The organism is Acinetobacter sp. 24-47-66 (genome assembly GCF_056779755.1).
In genome coordinates this window covers 115,217-135,041 of record NZ_JBWYIL010000005.1, presented here as the reverse complement: position 1 = coordinate 135,041, position 19,825 = coordinate 115,217, and the positions used below count along the sequence as shown (strand labels likewise).

The 19,825-nt window shown below is 39.4% G+C and carries 18 protein-coding genes; 15 read left to right on the top strand and 3 right to left on the bottom strand.

Going from position 1 to position 19,825, the window contains the following annotated elements; translation table 11 throughout:
• The first annotated feature begins 114 nt into the window (after positions 1 to 114).
• Complete coding sequence (locus AC1M84_RS06945) at positions 115 to 1,821, top strand: AMP-binding protein (RefSeq protein ID WP_481594713.1); 1,707 nt, start codon at positions 115 to 117, stop codon at positions 1,819 to 1,821.
• 43 nt (positions 1,822 to 1,864) lie between these two features.
• Here the strand turns inward: AC1M84_RS06945 and fabR are convergent, their stop codons facing one another.
• Positions 1,865 to 2,545 (bottom strand): HTH-type transcriptional repressor FabR, encoded by a 681-nt coding sequence (gene fabR, locus AC1M84_RS06940; protein ID WP_092767102.1) that lies wholly within the window; start codon positions 2,543 to 2,545, stop codon positions 1,865 to 1,867.
• Positions 2,546 to 2,684: 139 nt separating this feature from the next.
• Between fabR and AC1M84_RS06935 the strand changes: the two genes are divergently transcribed.
• Complete coding sequence (locus AC1M84_RS06935; RefSeq protein ID WP_481594712.1) at positions 2,685 to 3,755, top strand: flavin reductase family protein; 1,071 nt, start codon at positions 2,685 to 2,687, stop codon at positions 3,753 to 3,755.
• A gap of 12 nt (positions 3,756 to 3,767) precedes the next feature.
• Entirely contained in the window at positions 3,768 to 4,862 is a 1,095-nt protein-coding gene (locus AC1M84_RS06930) for a fatty acid desaturase family protein (protein ID WP_035267144.1), read from the top strand.
• Between the two features lie 52 nt (positions 4,863 to 4,914).
• Here AC1M84_RS06930 and AC1M84_RS06925 read toward each other — a convergent pair whose 3' ends face one another.
• The gene (locus tag AC1M84_RS06925) at positions 4,915 to 5,616 is read right to left on the bottom strand and encodes an SIMPL domain-containing protein (RefSeq protein WP_481594711.1); all 702 of its coding nucleotides are present in this window, start codon (positions 5,614 to 5,616) and stop codon (positions 4,915 to 4,917) included.
• Positions 5,617 to 6,159: 543 nt separating this feature from the next.
• On the opposite strand from AC1M84_RS06925, the gene AC1M84_RS06920 reads away from it, so the two are divergent.
• The 5 genes from AC1M84_RS06920 to AC1M84_RS06900 all read left to right on the top strand — a co-directional run bounded on the left by AC1M84_RS06920 (position 6,160) and on the right by AC1M84_RS06900 (position 11,724).
• Positions 6,160 to 6,957 carry a fumarylacetoacetate hydrolase family protein gene (locus AC1M84_RS06920; RefSeq protein WP_035267140.1) on the top strand — a complete coding sequence of 266 codons (798 nt, stop codon included), beginning with the start codon at positions 6,160 to 6,162 and terminating at the stop codon, positions 6,955 to 6,957.
• A gap of 25 nt (positions 6,958 to 6,982) precedes the next feature.
• Positions 6,983 to 7,879, top strand: a complete 897-nt coding sequence (locus AC1M84_RS06915) for an acetaldehyde dehydrogenase (acetylating) (RefSeq protein WP_035267137.1) — start codon at positions 6,983 to 6,985, stop codon at positions 7,877 to 7,879.
• A gap of 11 nt (positions 7,880 to 7,890) precedes the next feature.
• Entirely contained in the window at positions 7,891 to 8,910 is a 1,020-nt protein-coding gene (gene dmpG, locus AC1M84_RS06910) for a 4-hydroxy-2-oxovalerate aldolase (RefSeq protein ID WP_035267135.1), read from the top strand.
• 397 nt (positions 8,911 to 9,307) lie between these two features.
• A complete protein-coding gene (locus AC1M84_RS06905; RefSeq protein ID WP_481594710.1) occupies positions 9,308 to 10,600 on the top strand; it encodes an OprD family outer membrane porin in 1,293 nt (430 codons plus the stop codon).
• A gap of 263 nt (positions 10,601 to 10,863) precedes the next feature.
• On the top strand, positions 10,864 to 11,724 hold the full coding sequence (locus AC1M84_RS06900; RefSeq protein ID WP_035267132.1) for an alpha/beta fold hydrolase: 861 nt from the start codon (positions 10,864 to 10,866) through the stop codon (positions 11,722 to 11,724).
• Positions 11,725 to 12,059: 335 nt separating this feature from the next.
• Here the strand turns inward: AC1M84_RS06900 and hcaR are convergent, their stop codons facing one another.
• Positions 12,060 to 12,959: a DNA-binding transcriptional regulator HcaR gene (gene hcaR, locus AC1M84_RS06895; protein ID WP_481594709.1), complete on the bottom strand. Its 900-nt coding sequence runs from the start codon at positions 12,957 to 12,959 to the stop codon at positions 12,060 to 12,062.
• 281 nt (positions 12,960 to 13,240) lie between these two features.
• Between hcaR and hcaE the strand changes: the two genes are divergently transcribed.
• The 7 genes from hcaE to AC1M84_RS06860 all read left to right on the top strand — a co-directional run bounded on the left by hcaE (position 13,241) and on the right by AC1M84_RS06860 (position 19,529).
• The gene (gene hcaE, locus AC1M84_RS06890; RefSeq protein WP_035267128.1) at positions 13,241 to 14,608 is read left to right on the top strand and encodes a 3-phenylpropionate/cinnamic acid dioxygenase subunit alpha; all 1,368 of its coding nucleotides are present in this window, start codon (positions 13,241 to 13,243) and stop codon (positions 14,606 to 14,608) included.
• Positions 14,605 to 15,123: a 3-phenylpropionate/cinnamic acid dioxygenase subunit beta gene (hcaF, locus tag AC1M84_RS06885; protein ID WP_035267127.1), complete on the top strand. Its 519-nt coding sequence runs from the start codon at positions 14,605 to 14,607 to the stop codon at positions 15,121 to 15,123. The genes hcaE and hcaF overlap by 4 nt, the downstream gene beginning before the upstream one ends.
• The gene (gene hcaC, locus AC1M84_RS06880; protein ID WP_005181999.1) at positions 15,123 to 15,449 is read left to right on the top strand and encodes a 3-phenylpropionate/cinnamic acid dioxygenase ferredoxin subunit; all 327 of its coding nucleotides are present in this window, start codon (positions 15,123 to 15,125) and stop codon (positions 15,447 to 15,449) included. Before hcaF ends, hcaC begins: the two co-directional genes overlap by 1 nt.
• A gap of 2 nt (positions 15,450 to 15,451) precedes the next feature.
• Positions 15,452 to 16,267, top strand: a complete 816-nt coding sequence (gene hcaB / locus AC1M84_RS06875) for a 3-phenylpropionate-dihydrodiol/cinnamic acid-dihydrodiol dehydrogenase (RefSeq protein WP_035267124.1) — start codon at positions 15,452 to 15,454, stop codon at positions 16,265 to 16,267.
• Between the two features lie 68 nt (positions 16,268 to 16,335).
• Positions 16,336 to 17,301: a 3-carboxyethylcatechol 2,3-dioxygenase gene (locus tag AC1M84_RS06870; RefSeq protein ID WP_481591390.1), complete on the top strand. Its 966-nt coding sequence runs from the start codon at positions 16,336 to 16,338 to the stop codon at positions 17,299 to 17,301.
• A 4-nt stretch (positions 17,302 to 17,305) separates the two neighbouring features.
• On the top strand, positions 17,306 to 18,535 hold the full coding sequence (gene hcaD, locus AC1M84_RS06865; RefSeq protein WP_481594708.1) for a 3-phenylpropionate/cinnamic acid dioxygenase ferredoxin--NAD(+) reductase subunit: 1,230 nt from the start codon (positions 17,306 to 17,308) through the stop codon (positions 18,533 to 18,535).
• Positions 18,536 to 18,623: 88 nt separating this feature from the next.
• Entirely contained in the window at positions 18,624 to 19,529 is a 906-nt protein-coding gene (locus AC1M84_RS06860; RefSeq protein WP_481594707.1) for a DMT family transporter, read from the top strand.
• The last annotated feature ends 296 nt before the right edge of the window (positions 19,530 to 19,825 follow it).

Here is a 19,825-nt window from a genome sequence, read left to right as displayed (position 1 = left end):
CTGTAGTTTTTACTCGGCAATCAGGAACTCAGGACGAGTTTAAAACGATTAAATCAGCTTTCGGTTATGAGTCATTACATAACAACAATGATGCGTTATTGGGAGTCATTACACATGGAAGTAAATCAGAACAACAACCAATTTGAGTTTTTACCGACTCATATTCACTATTTAATGTATTGGGAAAAGAAATCGCCAAACCAAGATTTCTTGGTTCAGCCTTTACCAAATGGTCAGGTGATTAAATACACCTGGGGAGAAGTGGCCAGTCAAGTCAAAAAAATGGCTGCTTATTTACAATCTTTGAATTTGCCTGGTCGTTCTCAGATTGCAATTTTTGGTAAAAATAGTGCGCATTGGATTATGGCAGATCTTGCAATTTGGATGGCAGGTCATGTGTCGGTTCCTTTATATACGACTCTCAATGGTGAAGGAACCAAATATGTTCTAGATCATAGTGAAACTAAGGCTTTGTTTATCGGTAAATTGGATGGTATTGGAGACAGTTGGAACGATGTGAAACAAATCATCCCTCAAGATATGCATTGTATTAAATTGCCATTGGCACCTGACTATAATGCGCCAACATGGGATGAAATCACTGCGAAAACAGCACCAACCAGTGAGCCTTATTTTCCAAACGAGGATGAGCTTGCGACCATTATTTATACCTCGGGCAGTACAGGTCTACCTAAGGGCGTTATGCAAAGTTATAAGACCTTGCTCTCACCTGCGAGTGAGCTGAAATCTACGTTTGGTGTTTCAGAAAAAGATCGTGCTTTATCTTACTTGCCGCTAGCTCATGTTGCAGAGCGTGTATTTATTCAATCATCCGTGATGATTTGTGGTTTTACCGTTTATTTTGCCAATTCATTAGATACATTTATTGAAGATCTTAATCGTGCAAAACCAACGATCTTCTTTTCTGTGCCACGTTTATGGACTAAATTTTATTTGGGGATTAATGAAAAAATTCCACTTAATGTACAAAACGTGTTGTTTAAAATCCCATTCTTGGGGAATAAGATTAAGCAAAAACTCTTGGCAAAATTGGGTTTGAATCATGTTCGTTATGCTTTAACGGGTTCTGCACCTTTACCCGTAGATATTATTAAATGGTATCGTAATTTGGGCTTAGAGTTGCTTGAAGTTTATGGAATGACAGAAAACTGTGGATACTCGCATATCACACGTATGGGTGAATATATGAGTGGATATGTCGGACATGTTCAAGCACGAGTAGACTGCAAGATTGATGAGAATGGTGAGATTTTAGTCAGAAGCCCAGGAACAATGTTGGGTTATTACAAGAACCCAGAAAAAACAGCTGAAGATTTGACTGAGGATGGTTATTTAAGAACAGGAGACATGGGTGAAATTGATGCGACTGGCCGTCTAAAAATTACTGGACGTGTAAAGGACATCTTTAAAACTCAGAAAGGTAAGTATGTGATGCCTGTACCAATTGAACAAAAGATTGGTAATAACCAAATGATTGAATCTGTCTGTGTTGGTGGTGCAAGCCATAAACAGCCGATCGGCTTTGTGATGTTGGCAGAAGAAATTCGCAATAAATTGCAACAAGATAATAAACGTGATGATATCGAAGCAAAATTAATTGAGTTGAAGAATGAAATTAATGAAAAGCTTGAGCCACATGAAAAAATTGCATTCTTTGTGGTCATTATGGATTTGTGGACGATGGATAACGATATGTTGACGCCGACTATGAAGATTAAGCGTAATAAAATTGAGGCGAAGTACGAAGCCCTTATTCCAACTTGGGTTGCTCAAAATAAAGAAGTTATTTGGGAAAAGTAATAAAAAAGCCCTTCAACTGAAGGGCTTTTTTTACACTCAGTATTTATTCTTTCAGATGACGTGCGCCTTCTAAAATCATTCGGATCATCGTCATCGTTTGTTCAGCTACAACTTTTCTTTCATCGTGTGGCATGTTGATTAATTTAGCACCCATAGTGAATACCAATTGAGTAATCGCTTTTGCAGCCAATTCTGGATGCTTGATTTTATGAGAGTTATTTTGCTCGAGACGAACAAGATCATCCATGAGTTCTTGCTGAAAGTAATTGAGCTGTTTTTCAACCGCCTCTTTATAAGAGGCAGAACCAGTATAACCTTCACGTAACAACAGGCTCAGATTACCTTCGTCAGCATCTAACTGTTCAATAAATACTTCAACTGAACTACGCACAATACTTGAATTGCGAACTGCTTTTAAGCGAGCTTGATGCAAGATTTGACGTAAAACAATACCTGAGCGATCAATCAATTCAATGGCAAGTTCGTCGATATCTTTAAAATGTCTATAAAAACTGTTTGGCGCAATTCCTGCTTCACGGGCAACTTCGCGCAAGCTTAAAGATGCGATGCTTTTTTGAGGTCCGATAAGGTTGAGAGCAGCTTGGAATAATTCTTCTTTCGTGATTGTGGCTTTTCTTCCGACTGTACGTGCAGTTGGATGCTCCAAAATGGATGCGGATTCACTGGCATGTAGAGGAGAAAGAGTAATCGTAGAGCTGCTCATAAATATCAGAAGTTTACAGTTAGAGTTGCATTATATCGCTCTGTGTCAGGATATGGAAATCAATAGATGATATACAAGTGTCTATACAAATATATATACATGTGTATAATAATTCTAAACCCACTGTGATGAGCCCATAATGCAAGCAGTTAAGCCACCTAGAAATTTGATTAGATCAGCAGTAAATGCTGTATTTGATCCGAATGCTGCCAATTTTTGGTTGCAAAAGATCGATCCAACTTGGTCGGTGAATCAATCATTGGGCAAAATTGTTGAACGTACACAAGTTGCAAATGATATGGTCAGCCTAAAAATTGCGGTTAATCGTAAATTTCAGTTTGGTGAAGCAGGGCAACATCATCCAGTTATTGTCACGACACAAGGTCGTTGTTTTGAACGTACCTATAGTTTGACCAAAATCGACACTCAACATGTATTGTTGACTGCTAAGAAAGTCGATCAGGGGGTAGTCAGTTCATGGATTAACGATATAGCTGAGGTAGGGGATATCGTTGAGTTTGGTGCACCCTATGGTGATATGACACTTGAAAGTGTAAATACGCCTCTGTTAATGCTAGCTGCAGGGAGTGGTATTACTCCAATGTACAGCTTGATCAAGGCATTATTGCAGCAAGAAAAAAAATTAGTTCATCCAGTTAAATTGATGTACTGGGCTAAAAAAACAGAAGATTTAGCATTTCAAACAGAGTTGGTTGCTTTGGCGAATCAACACTCAAACTTTAATGTTGAATTTTTTACTACTCAAGATGAAGAGGCTGATTCCCGTTTAGAGGATTCTCATTTAACGGCTATCGAATCCTTAGATCATTATACGGTTTATGCATGCGGTCCAGCAGGATTTGTGCAAGTTGCTGAACAACTAACTGATACTCGTGTTCATAAATTTAAAGGTGAAGCATTTAGTGTTGAACCATTCATTAGTGATGAGACTGGTTTTGTTCAGGTCACACTTACGAAATCAAATAAGGTCGTCACGATTCCAAAGGGACAATCAATCCTTGCAAGTTTAGAGCAGCAAAATATTCGCCCACAGCACGGTTGCCGCATGGGGGTATGTAATAAATGTGCATGCCATAAAGCGCAAGGTGCAACTAAAAACCTCGTCAATGGTGCAGAAAACACTGAGCCTGGAAATTTGCTCAAAATCTGTATCAATTCAGCTCAGTCTGATCTCACTATCGACCTATAAGCGAGAATAATCATGAATATGCCAGTTCAAGCACAATATTTCAAAAACCCAAAAAATCGTGAACTCACTGATGCACAACTTGATGAACTCGCACGTGAACTTGATGCAATTAAGCAGGAAGTTCTTGATGATTTAGGTGAAAAAGACGAAAAGTATATTAAGCGAGTGTATGCAGCGATTCGCTACAGTTCAATACTTGGACGTGCATGCTTATTCGCTGGCTGGTTTCCTCCAGCATGGCTTTTAGGCACAGGCTTACTTGGTTTTGCCAAAATCATGGAAAACATGGAGTTGGGCCATAATGTGATGCATGGTCAATATGATTGGATGAACGACCCTAAATTTAAAGGGACAACTTACGAATGGGATATCGTCGGCACATCTGATGATTGGCGCCAAACCCACAACTATAAACACCATACCTATACCAATATTAAAGGTATGGATGATGATATTGGTTATGGAATTCTTCGTTTGTTCCCAGAGCAACGCTGGAAAAAAGGATATTTATTACAACCACTTTACAGTATTCCATTCTGTTTGTTATTCCAGTGGGGTGTAGCGATTCAGAACTTAGAAATTGGTAAGCGCTTAAAAGGGCGCATGACCAAAGAAGAATTTCAACAACGTTTGAATCCGATGAAAAAGAAAATGGGGAAACAGTTATTTAAAGATTATGTTTTCTTCCCACTCATCGCTGGTCCTGCAGCATTACCCGTTTTCACAGGTAATTTAGTCGCTAATGGTATTCGTAATATTTGGACATTCAGTATTATTTTCTGCGGTCATTTCACCAAAGATGTGGAAGTTTTTCCGAAGTCAGTTTTAGAAAATGAAAGCCGTGGCCATTGGTATATGCGTCAAATTCGTGGGTCTTCTAACCTCACAGGTTCTGAAGGATTCCATATTTTGACGGGGCATTTGAGTCATCAGATTGAGCATCATCTTTATCCAGATATTCCTGCTCGACGTTACCGTCAAATGGGGCCTAAAGTGAAAGCGGTGTGTGAAAAATACGGCTTGAATTACAATAATGCGAGTTTATTTAAACAATATGGTCAGGTTTTGGGGCGTATTGTGAAATATGCATTCCCATTTAAAAAGTAAAATCATTAAAAAAAGCCACTTATTGAGTGGCTTTTTGAACTTTAATAGCAAACTATTTTAATTGAATTGATCCATTTGCATTGACTGTGATTGTTGATTCTCCAGCAGCCATATTTTGTGAGTCTGCAACGGGTGCACTCTCTACAACCATTGCGGCACGTGCCATGGCTAATGGTCTTGGTGAATAATTATTGGTGTTCATATTCAAGTTAACCAAGTTATAACTAGAACGATTCCAGGCTTTAGTGAGAACCTGAGCGCGCTGTTGGAAATTTTGCGTGGCTTCAGTCAATAACTCATTTTCAACCTGCTTTCGTTTTTCAGTGGAAACAGTGAAATTAATCGATTGTGTTTGAAAATCTTGTTGTAACTCGCTAATTAACTGGCTCGCTGCTTTAAAATCTTTGCTCTCAATATTTACTTCAGCACGGCCACGCCATTCCTTCAGTTTTGTTGAATTGTTGTTGTCATAGACAGGATAAGTGGTCTGAGAACCCGTTTCGACCTTTACTTGGGGGTATTTTTTACTGATGCTGATGGCCTGATTCATCAATTGGGTCATTTGTGTTGAAAGTTGTGCAGGCTGCTTATTACTTTTTTCAATAAATAAAATGGCGTGCATTTCATCATTAGAGACTTGTTTAGAAGCATCTGCTTGAAGATTAATAATATCAGTTTTAGGTTCTGTGTCAGCAAGTACCGAAAAGCTAATGCCAGTAGCTAAGATCAATAGTGGCAGTTTTAATAATTTCATTGTTATCTCTGTATCTTCACCTGATGAATATTCTACAGAATATTCTAATCTTTTTTGATGGAGAGAAAATGTGATTATTTGGTGATGAGATAGTAGCAATTGTAATATTCAACACCGATTTTACGACTTAAGTCGCCTTAACAAGGTTTTTAAAATGAATTTTAATTGAATTGTAGTTGAACAATAAAAGAATATAACTTGTCTTTGGATTAGTGATTAATAATTTGTAATCCATAGATAATTCTATTATCAATGGTCTAATAAGTAGTATTAGAAATAGATTAAACATTCTGTATATTTAAATAATAAAATTTTAAAAACATGTAAAACAATAAGATAGAGTCTCCATTTGATAAATTATTTATAGTCTGAAACTATTGTCATAAAGAAAATAAGTATTGGCATATAGGTCAAGATTTTTCCATTCTAGCTCTCATCAGAGATGCAGGTATCTCTCTAAAAGAATTTGTCCCTCAGAAGGTTGTTTTCAAGCAATTTTCCTAAGGTCAAATAGATCATCGAATGAAGTTGAAGGAAGTCTTGATGTCTAATTCTGCTGTAGTTGAATCAGTAGCACAAGCGTTACGAACTGCTGAATTATCACAAAGTGCAATCGCACCAATTCGCCCAACGTTGGGTGGTGAAGCTGCTGATGTAGATATCGCTTACGCTGTACAAGAAGTGAATACAGCGCGTGCCTTATCAGAAGGTCGTCGTTTAGTTGGACGTAAAATCGGTTTGACATCAAAAGTGGTTCAAGCACAACTCGGTGTAGATCAACCTGACTTCGGTATGCTGTTTGCAGACATGGCTTATGGTGATGGAGAGGCGATTCCTGCAGGTCTATTGATCCAACCTAAAGTAGAAGCGGAAATCGCTTTGGTGATCAATCAAGATTTAACGAAAGAAAAACACACTTATGCTGACATTATCAGCGCGACTGATTATGCACTTCCTGCTGTAGAGGTGGTGGATAGTCGAATTGAAAACTGGAAGATCAGTTTGATTGACACTGTCGCAGATAATGCATCTTCAGCTGCATTTGTATTGGGGTCACGTCCTGTAAAACTCGATAACCTTGATCTAGTGAATTGTAAAATGATCATGACACGTGGTGAAGAAGTCGTGTCTCAAGGTGTTGGTAAGGCTTGCTTAGCAAACCCTTTAAATGCAGCTGTCTGGCTTGCTGATGAAATGGTACGTCGTGGTCGTCCATTGTTAGCTGGTGACATTATTTTAACAGGTGCATTAGGCCCTATGGTTGTAGCAAACCCAGGTGATGAATTCAAAGTTGAGATTGAAGGCTTTGGTTCAGTGACTGCTGCTTTCGCTGCTGAATAAGTCGGAATTTTGAGAGAGTACGTTAATGAAAAAGATTAAATGTGCAATGATCGGACCAGGTAACATTGGTACTGATTTGCTTTACAAACTTCAACGTAGCGAATGGTTAGAGCCAGTTTGGATGGTGGGTATCGATCCTACTTCTGAAGGTCTTGCTCGTGCTGCGAAAATGGGTTTAAAAACCACTGCAGAAGGGGTTGATGGTCTTCTTCCTCACGTCATTGAAGATGATATTAAAATTGCTTTTGATGCAACGTCTGCATATGTACATGCTGAAAACAGCCGCAAGTTAAATGAACTTGGTGTACTGATGATTGACTTAACACCTGCTGCAATTGGTCCTTTCTGTGTTCCACCTGTGAACTTAGAAGCTTTACTTGCAGAAGGTGAAGTGCCTAACGTGAATATGGTAACGTGTGGTGGTCAGGCGACAATTCCTATGGTTGCAGCAGTTTCACGTGTTCAACCTGTTGAATATGGTGAGATCATCGCGACTGTGTCTACAAAATCTGTAGGTCCTGGTACACGTAAAAACATCGACGAATTCACACGTACAACTGCGGGTGCTATTGAGAAAGTTGGTGGTGCGAAAAAAGGTAAAGCGATCATCATAATTAACCCTGCTGAGCCACCACTTATGATGCGTGACACAGTACACTGTCTTGTTGAAGGTGAGCCAGATCAAGCTGCGATCACTGAATCAGTTCACGCGATGATTAAAGAAGTGCAAAAATATGTACCAGGTTACAAACTTGTAAATGGTCCAATTTTTGATGGTAACCGTGTTTCTATCTTCTTGGAAGTAGAAGGTTTGGGTGATTTCTTGCCGAAATATGCAGGTAACCTCGACATTATGACAGCTGCAGCTGCTCGTACAGCAGAAATGTTTGCTGAACACGTATTCAACAAAGAAGAAGCTTAAGGAGCAACCGCATGTCTAAGATTATTGTTCATGATATGACTTTACGTGATGGTATGCATCCACAGCGCCATCAAACGACTGTTGAGCAAATGATTGCAATTTCAACAGCACTTGATGATGCAGGCGTACCTTTAATTGAAGTCACTCACGGTGACGGTCTTGGTGGTTCATCAGTAAACTACGGTTTTGCTGCTGCGACTGACGAAGAATACTTATCTGCTGTTGTACCTCGTATGAAGAATGCAAAAGTTTCTGCATTACTTCTTCCTGGTATCGGTACAGTTGACCATCTAAAAATGGCGCATGAAATCGGTGTATCAACGATTCGTGTTGCAACTCACTGTACTGAAGCTGACTGTTCTGAACAGCACATCACCGCTGCGCGTAAATTAGAAATGGACACAGTGGGCTTCTTAATGTTGGCTCACATGGCAACTCCTGAGCGTCTTTTAGAAGAAGCGAAGAAGATGGTGTCTTACGGTGCAAACTGTATTTATGTTACAGACTCAGCAGGTTATATGCTTCCTCAAGATGTAATCGATCGCGTTGGTCACTTACGTCAACACTTGGACCCAAGCATTGAGTTAGGTTTCCACGGTCACCACAACTTAGGTATGGGTGTATCAAATACTGTTGCTGCGGTTGAAGCAGGTGCAGTACGTGTAGACTTGGCGTCTGCAGGTCTTGGTGCTGGTGCAGGTAACACGCCACTTGAATTGTTTATTGCTGTTGCTAACCGTATGGGTATGGACACTGGCGTTGACTTGTTCAAAGTACAAGACGTTGCTGAAGATCTCGTGATTCCAATGATGCACAACCCAATTCGTGCAGACCGTGATGCGGCAACTTTGGGTTATGCGGGTGTTTACTCTTCATTCCTATTGTTTGCTAAACGTGCTGAAGCGAAATATGGCGTATCTGCGCGTGAAATCTTAATGGAGCTTGGTCGCCGTGGTACTGTTGGTGGTCAGGAAGACATGATTGAAGATCTAGCTTTGACTATGGCTAAAGCAAAAGAACTTAACGCATAATTTAAAAGTGATTTGAAAAAGCACTCTTAGGAGTGCTTTTTTTATGAATTTAGAAAAGATACATATAAAAAAACAATTGCGTGAGATGTTTGGGTGCTTATATTGGGTGATTTGGTGTAGAGCGTATCGTAATTGTTAAACTTAAAAACGATTAAATAAAATGGCAAAATGTTTCTGGGTTAATTTGTAAGATATTAAAATATAATAAATTATCCATCGTAAAAGTTAATTTGCTTAGTTACTGAGCTATTATTAATTGTTTATAACAATGAGAGTTTTTAAAGTATTGTTTTTCATCGGAAAAGTCTAAATTTTTTTTAGACTCTAGTCTGATTTCTTCAGAGTGCACAATTTAGCAATATGCTCATCAACGCTGATTTGAGTATAGGATGAAGCCATGCGTCATCAAAAATTATGGCTAGCAATGATTGCTGCAACAACTCTAGGGACAACTGCTGCTCACGCGAATTTTGTGGCTGATTCAAATGTTCAGCTTAAATTTAAAAATTTCTATTTAGAACGTAATTACGATACAGCACCAAATCTAGATTATGGTAACTGGACGCAAGCAATCACTTTAGATGCTAAATCGGGTTATCACGATATTGGTGCAGGCATTCAAGTTGGTGCAGATCTCTTGGCTCAATATGCAATTGGATTGAAATCGCGTGATTCTGTAAATGACATTCATATGCCATATGATAACAGTCAAGGTCGTACAGAACGCGATAATGCTAAATTCGGTGCGACTTTAAAAGTTAAAGTTTCTGAAACTGAACTTAAAGTAGGTGATTTATTGCCGATGTCACCAGTTATTTTCTTCGATCCATCACGCCAATTATTAACTACTTATAGTGGTGCATGGTTAGAGTCGAAAGATATTCAGGATACTAAATTAACCTTGGCATATATTGATGGTATTAATGCGCGTTACGATAATCAGTATCAAGATTTGACCTTATTCCCAAACAATGATATTGCGAAGGCAGAAGCTCAAGGTCTCACAACTGATGACGGAATGTATATTGTTGGTGTTGATCACCAGTTTTCATCAAAGATTGGTGGTAGTTATTGGTTCGCTGATTTAACTGATATCTTCAAGCAACATTATGTTGCTGCAAGCTATAAAACTAAACTTGATGAAAAAACGAATTTAGATGCACATATTCGTTACTTCGATAACAGTGAAACTGGCGATAAACTTTTTGGTGAAATTGATAGCCAAGCAATTTCTATGGGGGCGAAAGTCAACCATGGTATGCATACTGTTCAATTGGGTTATCAAGAGATGTTTGGCGAGCATGGAGATAAAGCGACACTATTCCCAACATTGGGTGGTTGGGTGCCACAACCTTATTTAGATAACTGGTCGGTCGCGAGTTTTATCCGTAAGGATGAGAAATCTTGGAGCGTAGGTTATACCTATAATTTTAAAGAAATGGGTGTACCAGGATTATCTGCAACTGTACGTCATTTCCAAGGTTGGAATATTGATACGGCAACACCAGGTCGAGGTCGCGAGAATGAAAATAACATCATCGTGAACTATGTTGTGCCAGAAGGTAAGTATAAAGGTCTTGGTTTCAACTATATGTTTATTGATACTAATTATAACAACATCAATGTTCCAGGCACCTTGAGTGATTTAGAAGAGCATCGTGTGGCGTTAAGTTATAGTTATAAATTCTAAAAAATGAAATTGATCTCGATATGATGAGCAAGGATCATATCGAGATCTTATCAAGTCATATTCAGAGGGTGAATATTGATTTTAAAAAAATAAGGAAAAACAGTAATTTATTTAATTGGTAAAAAGAAGGATGCAATCGTAAATTTGTATCAGTTGAAAGGTACAGAGCAGTTAATATAAGCCTGTAAAACTATCATTTATAAACATCAACTGATGATTGTTTCACAAATATATGATCAGTTATAGACAGTTAGAGGACTATGATGAGCACTGTTCAAATTCCAGAATATAAAACGGATTCATTCTTTGGTTTAGAAGATAAATGGATCGAAACTGCTGAAGGTGAGTTAACCCATTATCATGAAATTGGTGAAGGCACGCCTATTTTATTCCTTCATGGTTCTGGTACTGGTGTATCAGCAGCTGCTAACTGGTGGTTGAATTTACCTGCAATTGGTGAGCAAGCGCGTTGTATCGCAATTGATACCATTGGTTATGGTCAAACTGTCGTTGCACCAGGAACTCAATACGGTATCCGTGCATGGGTTGATCATGCAATTCGTACTCTTGATGCACTTGGTATTGAAAAAACATGGTTAGTAGGTAATTCGCTAGGTGGTTGGTTAGCATTCCAATTGGCACTTGATTATCCAGAGCGTGTACTCGGTATTGTTTCAATGGGTACAGGTGGTGCAAAACAAACTGCAGCCCTAAAAGCGCATGCAAACCCAGTTTTAACAGAAGAAGGTATTCGTAAGACACTTTCAATGTTTGTTGTAAATAAAGACTTAATTACAGATGAGCTGGTAAAAGTACGTTTTGATTCTGCGGCGAATGACTACGCATCTGATCGTTTAATGGATGTTGTGGGTGCGCGTGACCGTGATCGTTTCGAGTTCCCATTAGACTTTGAAAAAATGAAAGATATTACAGTTCCTGTATTATTGATTCATGGTACTCAAGATGTGGTGATTCCTGTGTCTCGTACTTGGGACATTTTAAATATCGTTCCTAATGCTGATGCACATATTTTCAGTCAGTGCGGTCACTGGTCGCAAGTTGAAAAAGCAGAAGAATTTAATACGGTGATCAAAAATTATCTAGCAGTTCATGGTGTTAAATAATTTAAGATCCTAAAAAACTAAAAAAGAGGATGATTTAATCATCCTCTTTTTTAAAACTTAAAATACAGAACATGTGTTTAATACATTTAAATCTGCATATTGATAATCAATATTGAGCATTGATCTGTTTTAATGCATTAGACTTAAGTGGTAGATCAAGTCTAGTTAGTTAATGGGTTGTTTAAAAAATAGTCTAATCTAAAGCCTGAATTCATAGAATTTATGATGATATTCGTAAAACTTTATTAGACTAAAGTCTAAGACTGTTGGTTGAAATAAAAAATAAAAATCACCGCTATGTTTAACGGTGATCATTAATTTGAAAAAAAAATTAATTAATTACGATTAATATCAAGGTAAAAAACAGAGCTCAGTAAGTCCATAAATTTTTTGACGCCTTCTGAGTTAGTACTTTTTCTATAGCTTGCAAATAAATCGATTGAAGGTAATTCCACGTCTAGCGGGCGAATCACGGTGTTGTTCATCGTCAGTGGTGCGATATATCCAGGTAGAAAAGTACAGCCCAGGTTCATGCCAATAGAATTAATGTTAAAGAGGATATTGTCTGCAGTTTGAACAATATTTAAATTGATTTGATGGTATTTTGCAAAATCTAGAATGATCTTATTTAGGGTTTGAGATTGCTGTTCAGAAGGAATAATGAAATCGATTCCATCGAGCTCTTTTACTGGAATGCGATCGTATTTAGCGAGTGGATGATCTTTGGGGAGTAAGAAAATCAAAGGTTCTCGTAAAACAAATTGACTTTCGATTTCATCACTAAATAGATTTTGACGAGTAAAAGCGATATCAATTTCGCCTTTTTTTAACATTTTTGACTGATCGGAGTTGTTTAAGCTTAACAATTCAATCTTTAAACCCCGGTTTTGAACACGAAGATTAGGGAGAACGTAAGGAAAAATTTTCATTTCAACTACAGGAACAAAGCCGATACGTAACAATTGCTGTTTAGATTTGGCAATCTGACGAGTCATTGCGACTGCTTTGTCTGCTTGGGCTATCGTGAGGCGAGCTTGTTCAAGGAAGACTTGACCCTCCTCAGTGAGTTCTACCTTACGTTTTGTACGATAAAGCAAAGGGACGCCAATTTCATCTTCAAGATCTTTAATCTGCTGGCTCAATGATGGCTGAGCAGTATAAAGGCGCAAGGCTGCTTTGGTGAAGTTGAGTTCTTCTGCCACAGCAATGAAATATCGTAGGTGTCGTAGTTCCATAAAAAATCATCCAAAGATTGATTCATATAATGTCTAAATATGATCAAGTGCGAGTATAGTTCACAAATGGATATTCGGTGAAGTGGGGCTGAGTATATTGAAATATCAACGTTATTATTAAAATATGGTAAAATTCACGTATTGAGCGATTGATTAATTTATCGATAAAACATCTTGATTCAAACAAAAAAAATATTTCCCCAAAACTCGTTCAAAACTCATTATCTCTGCAAAGTTGAGTCTATTAGTTTGTGTCTAATTTAGTCACAGGAGAGCTTTTCATGAGTGGGAAAATTGATGTGCGCGAAATCGATGCTTTAGTCGATGCACAAAATGGACGTATCACGCCATCTATTTATACAGATCCAGATATCTATGAACTAGAACTTGAACGTGTGTTCGGTCGTACATGGTTATTCCTTTGCCATGAAAGCCAAATTCCAAAGGCTGGTGATTTCTTCAATACCTATATGGGTGAAGATCCGATCATCGTGGTACGTCAAAAAGACGGTTCAATTAAAGCATTATTAAACCAATGTCGTCACCGTTCAATGCGCGTGAGCTTTGCTGACTGCGGTAACACTCGTGCGTTTACATGTCCATACCATGGTTGGTCTTATGGCGTAGACGGCTCTCTTAAAGATATTCCTCTTGAAGATCGTGCATTCCCTCAAGGCGCATGTAAAGAGAAGTGGAGTTTGATCGAAGTAAACCGTGTGAAGTCTTATAAAGGCTTAATCTTCGGTTGCTGGGATGAAACAACTCCAGACCTTGAAGAATACATGGGTGATATTGCTTGGTACTTAGATGGTGTATTAGATCGTCGTCCAGGTGGTACTGAGATCATCGGTGGTGTTCATAAGTGGGAAATCGAATGTAACTGGAAATTTGCGGCTGAACAGTTTGCATCTGACCAATATCATGCATTGTTCTCTCACGCATCTGCGATTCAAGTATTAGGTGCTAAACCTGATGACGAATCTTCGAAGAAACTAGGTGCTGCGCAAACTGCACGTCCGGTATGGGAAACTGCGAAAGACGCGATCCAATATGGTTCACGTGGTCACGGTTCAGGCTTCTTCTTTACAGAGAAACCAGATGCAAACGTATGGGTTGATGGTGAAGTAGCAAACTATTTCCGCGAAACTTACGAAGAAGTTAAAGAGCGTCTTGGTGAAATTCGTGCGTTACGTCTTGCTGGTCACAACACGATGTTCCCAACATTGTCTTGGTTAAACGGTACAGCAACACTTCGCGTATGGCACCCACGTGGTCCAAACAAAACTGAAGTATGGGCGTTCTGTATTGCGGATGCTGAAGCGTCACAAGAAGTGAAAGAAGCGTTTGAACGTTCTGCGACACGTGCATTTGGTCCAGCTGGTTTCTTAGAGCAAGATGACTCTGAAAACTGGATCGAAATTCAAAAAGTCTTACGTGGTTACAAAGCGCGTCAAAACAAACTCATTATGGAAATGGGTCTTGGCAACGAGAAAATTCGTGAAGATGGTATCCCTGGTATCACTAACTACATTTTCTCAGAAACTGCGGCACGCGGCATGTACCGTCGTTGGGCAGACTTGCTAATCCATGAAAAATGGGAAGATGTTGAGAAAGCAGCTGACGAATATGAGAAGGAGCTTATGAAATGAGTCAAGTGAGTTTAGAACTTCACCATCAAATTAGCCAATTCCTCTATCGTGAAGCGAAATTGCTTGACGATTGGAAATTTCGCGACTGGTTAGATACGTTAGCTGAAGATATTTCTTACACGCTACGTACAACACCAAATGCTCAAACGCGTGACCGTCGTCGTTCAATTGAACCACCTACAACTTGGGTGTTCAATGATACGAAAGATCTTTTAGAGCGTCGTGTTGCTCGTCTTGAAACAGGTATGGCGTGGGCTGAAGAGCCTCCATCACGTACAACTCATATGGTGAGTAACGTGATCGTAGAAGCTACTGAAGTTGAAGGCGAATACGATGTATACGTTACATATCTTTTGTACCGTACACAAAAAGAGAAAGATGTCACGATTTACTGTGGTAAACGTCATGACAAGATCCGTAAAGTTGAAGGTGGCTTAGGCTTCCAAATTTTCAACCGTAAGATCACGCTTGATCAAGTTACCTATAACTCTCACAACCTGAGTGTATTCTTCTAATGAATAAGATTTTTGTTTGCCAAGTTGACGAATTAGACGAAGGCGAAGCGTTGAAAGTAGATTGCGGCGTTAACGGTATCGATGCGCTTGCAGTGTTTAACAATGGTGGTGAGTTCTTCGCAATGAATGACCGTTGTTCTCATGGTAATGCTTCAATGTCAGAAGGTTATCTTGAAGACGATGGCACTGTCGAATGCCCATTGCATTCAGCTCGCTTCTGTTTAAAAACCGGTCAAGCATTATGTTTACCAGCGACAGATCCAATTCAAACTTTCCCAGTGATTGTTGAAGATGGTGCGTTATACGTTGAGATGGCAGGAGAGTAATCATGGGTTGGCTTAAAGGCGAAGTTGCACTGATCACAGGTGGTGGTTCTGGTTTAGGTTGGGCTTTAGTTGAACGCTTCCTTGAAGAAGGTGCACACGTTGGTGTGTTACAACGTTCACAATCTAAAGTCGATGCTTTAAAAGAACGCTTTGGTGATCAAATTGTTGCAATCGCTGGTGATGTTGCCAACTATGAAGACAATGTCCGTGCTGTAAAAGCAACTGTTGAGCGTTTTGGTAAGCTTGATTGCTTTATTGGTAATGCAGGAATCTGGGATCACTACGCAGATATCGTCAATACTTCAGGTGAGCAACTTGATAAAGCGTTTGACGAAATCATGGGAATTAATACGAAAGCATTAATTCTAGGTGCTAAAGCTGCACTTGATGAGTTAGTAAAATCTGAAGGTTCGATAATCTTCACACTATCTAACTCAGCATTATATTCTGCGGGTGGTGGTCCAGTTTACACAGCATCTAAGCATGCTGGCGTAGGCATCATGAAGGAATTGGCGTACGAGCTTGCACCCAAAGTTCGTGTGAATGCTGTTGCGCCGTCAGGTATGAATGTAAACATTAAAGGTGCTGCATCATTAGGCCAAGAAAATCTAGGTCTTTTAGATGCGCGTGATCCTGAGAAAATCGCGCGTGGTATGCCGTTGAACTTCTTACCTGAGCCTGAAGAAATGACAGGTTCTTATGTGCTCTTGGCATCTCGTCAAAATAACCGACCTTTAACTGGTGTTCTGATCAATGCAGAATGTGGTTTGGGTATTCGTGGTCTACGTCAACCACGTGCTGGTTTCTTTGACGAATAAAATCTAGTCTAAAAAATGGACTTATCGGCAGCCTGTTCTAAGGCTGCCTTCCTTTTAAGGAGTCTCTCATGGCCGTTAAACTTATTTGTGCTTCGCACAGTCCTTTAATGGAATTTGCTTCACCTCAAGATCAGTCAAAAGAGCAAAAAGTACGTGCTGCTTTTGAACAATTATCTGCTGAAGTAAAAGCTTACGATCCAACACTGATCATTACTTTTGGTCCAGACCATTTTAACGGTTTTTTCTACGACCTTATGCCAAGTTTCTGTGTCGGTATCCGTGCTACGGCTGCTGGTGACTGGGATTACGGTAAAATTGACAATAAAATCGATGTTCCTGAAGACAAGGCTTTGGCGCTTGTGCGTCAAGTTCTAGATGAGGGTGTTGATGTTGCATACTCATATCGTATGCAGGCTGACCATGGTGTGACTCAACCATTACACTTCCTTTGTGATGGAAAACTTGATCGTTATAAAACGATTCCAATATTTATTAATGGCGCTGCCGCTCCAATGCCAACCACAAAGCGTACGATTGCTTTAGGTCGTGCGGTTGGACAATATATAAAGTCACTTAATCTTGAAAATGAGCGTGTACTTGTATTGGGTACAGGTGGTTTGTCTCATGATCCACCAACACCTCAAATGGGTTCAGTGCCACCAGAAGTTGAAGAGTTTTTAATTGCTGGCCGTAATCCAACTGAAGAAGCACGTAATGCGCGTCAAGCGAAAATTATTGCAGTTGGTCAGAAACTTGCTGCTGGAGATACATCAGTTGCAGTACCGCTGAGCCCTGAGTGGGATATCGCATTGCTTGAGAAATTTAAACAAGCAGATTTTGCTGCAATGGAAGCGATGACTGAGGCAGAAATTCGTGTCGAAGGTGGTCGTGGTGGTCAAGAAGTGCGTTGCTGGATGGCAGCATTTGCTGCACTGAGCGAAGTTGGTGAGTATGAAATGACAACTCACTGCTATGAAGATATTAGTGAGTGGATTGCGGGCTTCGGTATCGTATCTGCGGAATTAAAAGGTTAATCCCATGAGCAATGTAAACAACATCGTCATCGTTGGTGCGGGTCAAGCAGGCGCAAGTGCGATCCTTGAGCTTCGTGCAAACAAATATGAAGGTAAAATCACATTAATTGGTGATGAAACGCATCTTCCTTATGAGCGTCCACCACTGTCTAAAGACGTGATTTTAAAACCTGAAGAAACCAAGATTGAAATTTTATCTGAAGAAAAATTAGCAGATCTTGGTGTGACAGCAATTCGCGGTAATGGTGTCGTGAAAATCAACGCTGAAGCCAAAACTGTCGAACTTCAAAATGGTGATGTTGTTGCTTATGACAAATTGCTGATTGCAACTGGCGGTGCAGCACGTCGTCTTCCAAACTTCGATGCACTTGGCAAACATGTTTACACGCTGCGTAATCTTGAAGATTCACAAGCCCTTGTACCAGTGTTACAAAAAGGTCAACGTATCATCCTGATTGGTGGTGGTGTAATCGGTCTTGAGCTTGCATCATCTGCACGTTTCAAAGAATGTGAAGTCACTGTCATTGAAATGGGACCAATGGTGATGGGGCGTTCATCGCCACGCATCTTGAGTGAATTCTTGCTTGAACAGCAAAAATTGGCAGGTGTGGATGTTCGTCTTTCAACTTCAATTGCAGATTGCAAGCTTGATGGCGAAGAAATTGTGGTGACTTTAGCTGATGGCGAAGAACTTCGTGCGGATGCTGTGGTTTACGGTATCGGTATTGTGCCAAATACACAGTTGGCAGTTGATGCTGGTCTTGACGTTGATCTCGCGATCAAAGTAAACGAAAATTGCCAAACCTCGAATGCTGATATTTATGCGGCAGGTGATGTGGCAACTCAACTTCGTGACTGTGGTAACCACCGTCGTGTTGAGACTTGGGAAAATGCCAATCTTCAAGCAGGTATCTTTGCACGCCATGTGATGGGTGTAGAACATCCTACTCCTAATCCAGCATGGTTCTGGACAGATCAGTTGGACATTAACTACCAATTCGTAGGTGATATGGCAGCAGCTGAGTGGTTAGTACGTGGTGAAATCAATCCTGAGCTACGTGCAGAATCTTCATTTGTATTGTTCGGTGTGACTGACGGTATTATTGTTGGTGGTATTACGGTAAATGCGGCTAAAGAAATGCGTCATCTTAAAAAATTGATTAGCAAACAAGCTGCATTTGAAGCAGATAAATATTTAGATCTTAGCCAAGACCTTCGTAAACTTGTGAAGTAAACTTGGTGAGATTGTGCAACAGACCTAGGGTAACTTAGGTCTGTTTTTTATGTGCCTAAGAAAATATTGATTTAATTTTGAGCAAATTATGAATTCTAGTTCCTCGAATATAATGGTTGTTGCGAGTATATATGCCTTATTGGTATTGATATGGGCTGCAACACCACTTGCCATTGTATGGAGTGTTGCAGAAATTCATCCAATGTGGGTGCTCATCATTCGATACTTTGGTGCATCTATAATTGCTTTGGCGTTGCTCAAAATGATGCGTGATCCACTCCCGTTTGATCATGTATCGCTGAAAAGTTATGTGGCTGGTAGCCTAAATTTAATAGGTGCGCAGTTATTTATCTACTTAGCAGCAAATTATTTAACGTCAGGCTTAATGGCACTGATCTTCGGATTTTCGCCATTAATTGCAGGTCTCATTGGACATCTCATCCTAAAAACACATAAGTTGTCTATTTTACAATGGAGTGGAATGGTCATTGCCGTATTGGGTCTCACATTTGTTTTTGCAGAATCTGCAGATGAGCGAGTCAATCCTTGGGGTGTGGTTCTGATGCTGATCAGTATGGTGTCGTATATCAGTTCGATTTTTTGGGTCAAAGAAATTAATGCACCTTTAAGCCCCATGAGTCAGGCGACAGGTTCATTAATCGTTTCAGCTTTAGGATCACTCTTAATCATTCCATTCATTTGGCAACAAATCCCAACTGTGCTACCAAGTACGCAAGCGATGGTGGGTTTTTTGTTTACAATGATCATGTCATCAATTGTTGCGATGCTGTGCTATTTTTGGTTAATCCGCCGCTTAGCAGCGTCGACAGTGTCTTTGAGTAATGTCATGACGCCAGTCATCGCCCTAGTTTTGGGGGCATCCTTAAATAATGAAATTATTCATAATGAAGCCTTGTGGGGGATTGTCGTTGTGATGATGGGGTTGCTGATGTATTTTAATCGAGAACTCTTGAAACTATTCTTAAAAAAATGAGTGAAAAAAAGTGGTTTTAATCACACACGTACAACTACATGAATATATAAGATTCATAATGTTACAAAACTATGCTTTAGCCCAAGCTCGAATTTAGGAATACTGAAAAAGTCAGTTCAAATCAGCAAAAAAAATTGAACATTTTTTGCATAATTTGGACTGTTTTACTTTAGCTCAAGTTTAAACTTATCTAAAATAGAAGTGGTACAGTTTGAAATCTATACAAGTTATCAATTTGTCACATTAATATTTTAGAATCTGCTGGTGAAAACGATAGAAATCTATTTATTTTATTT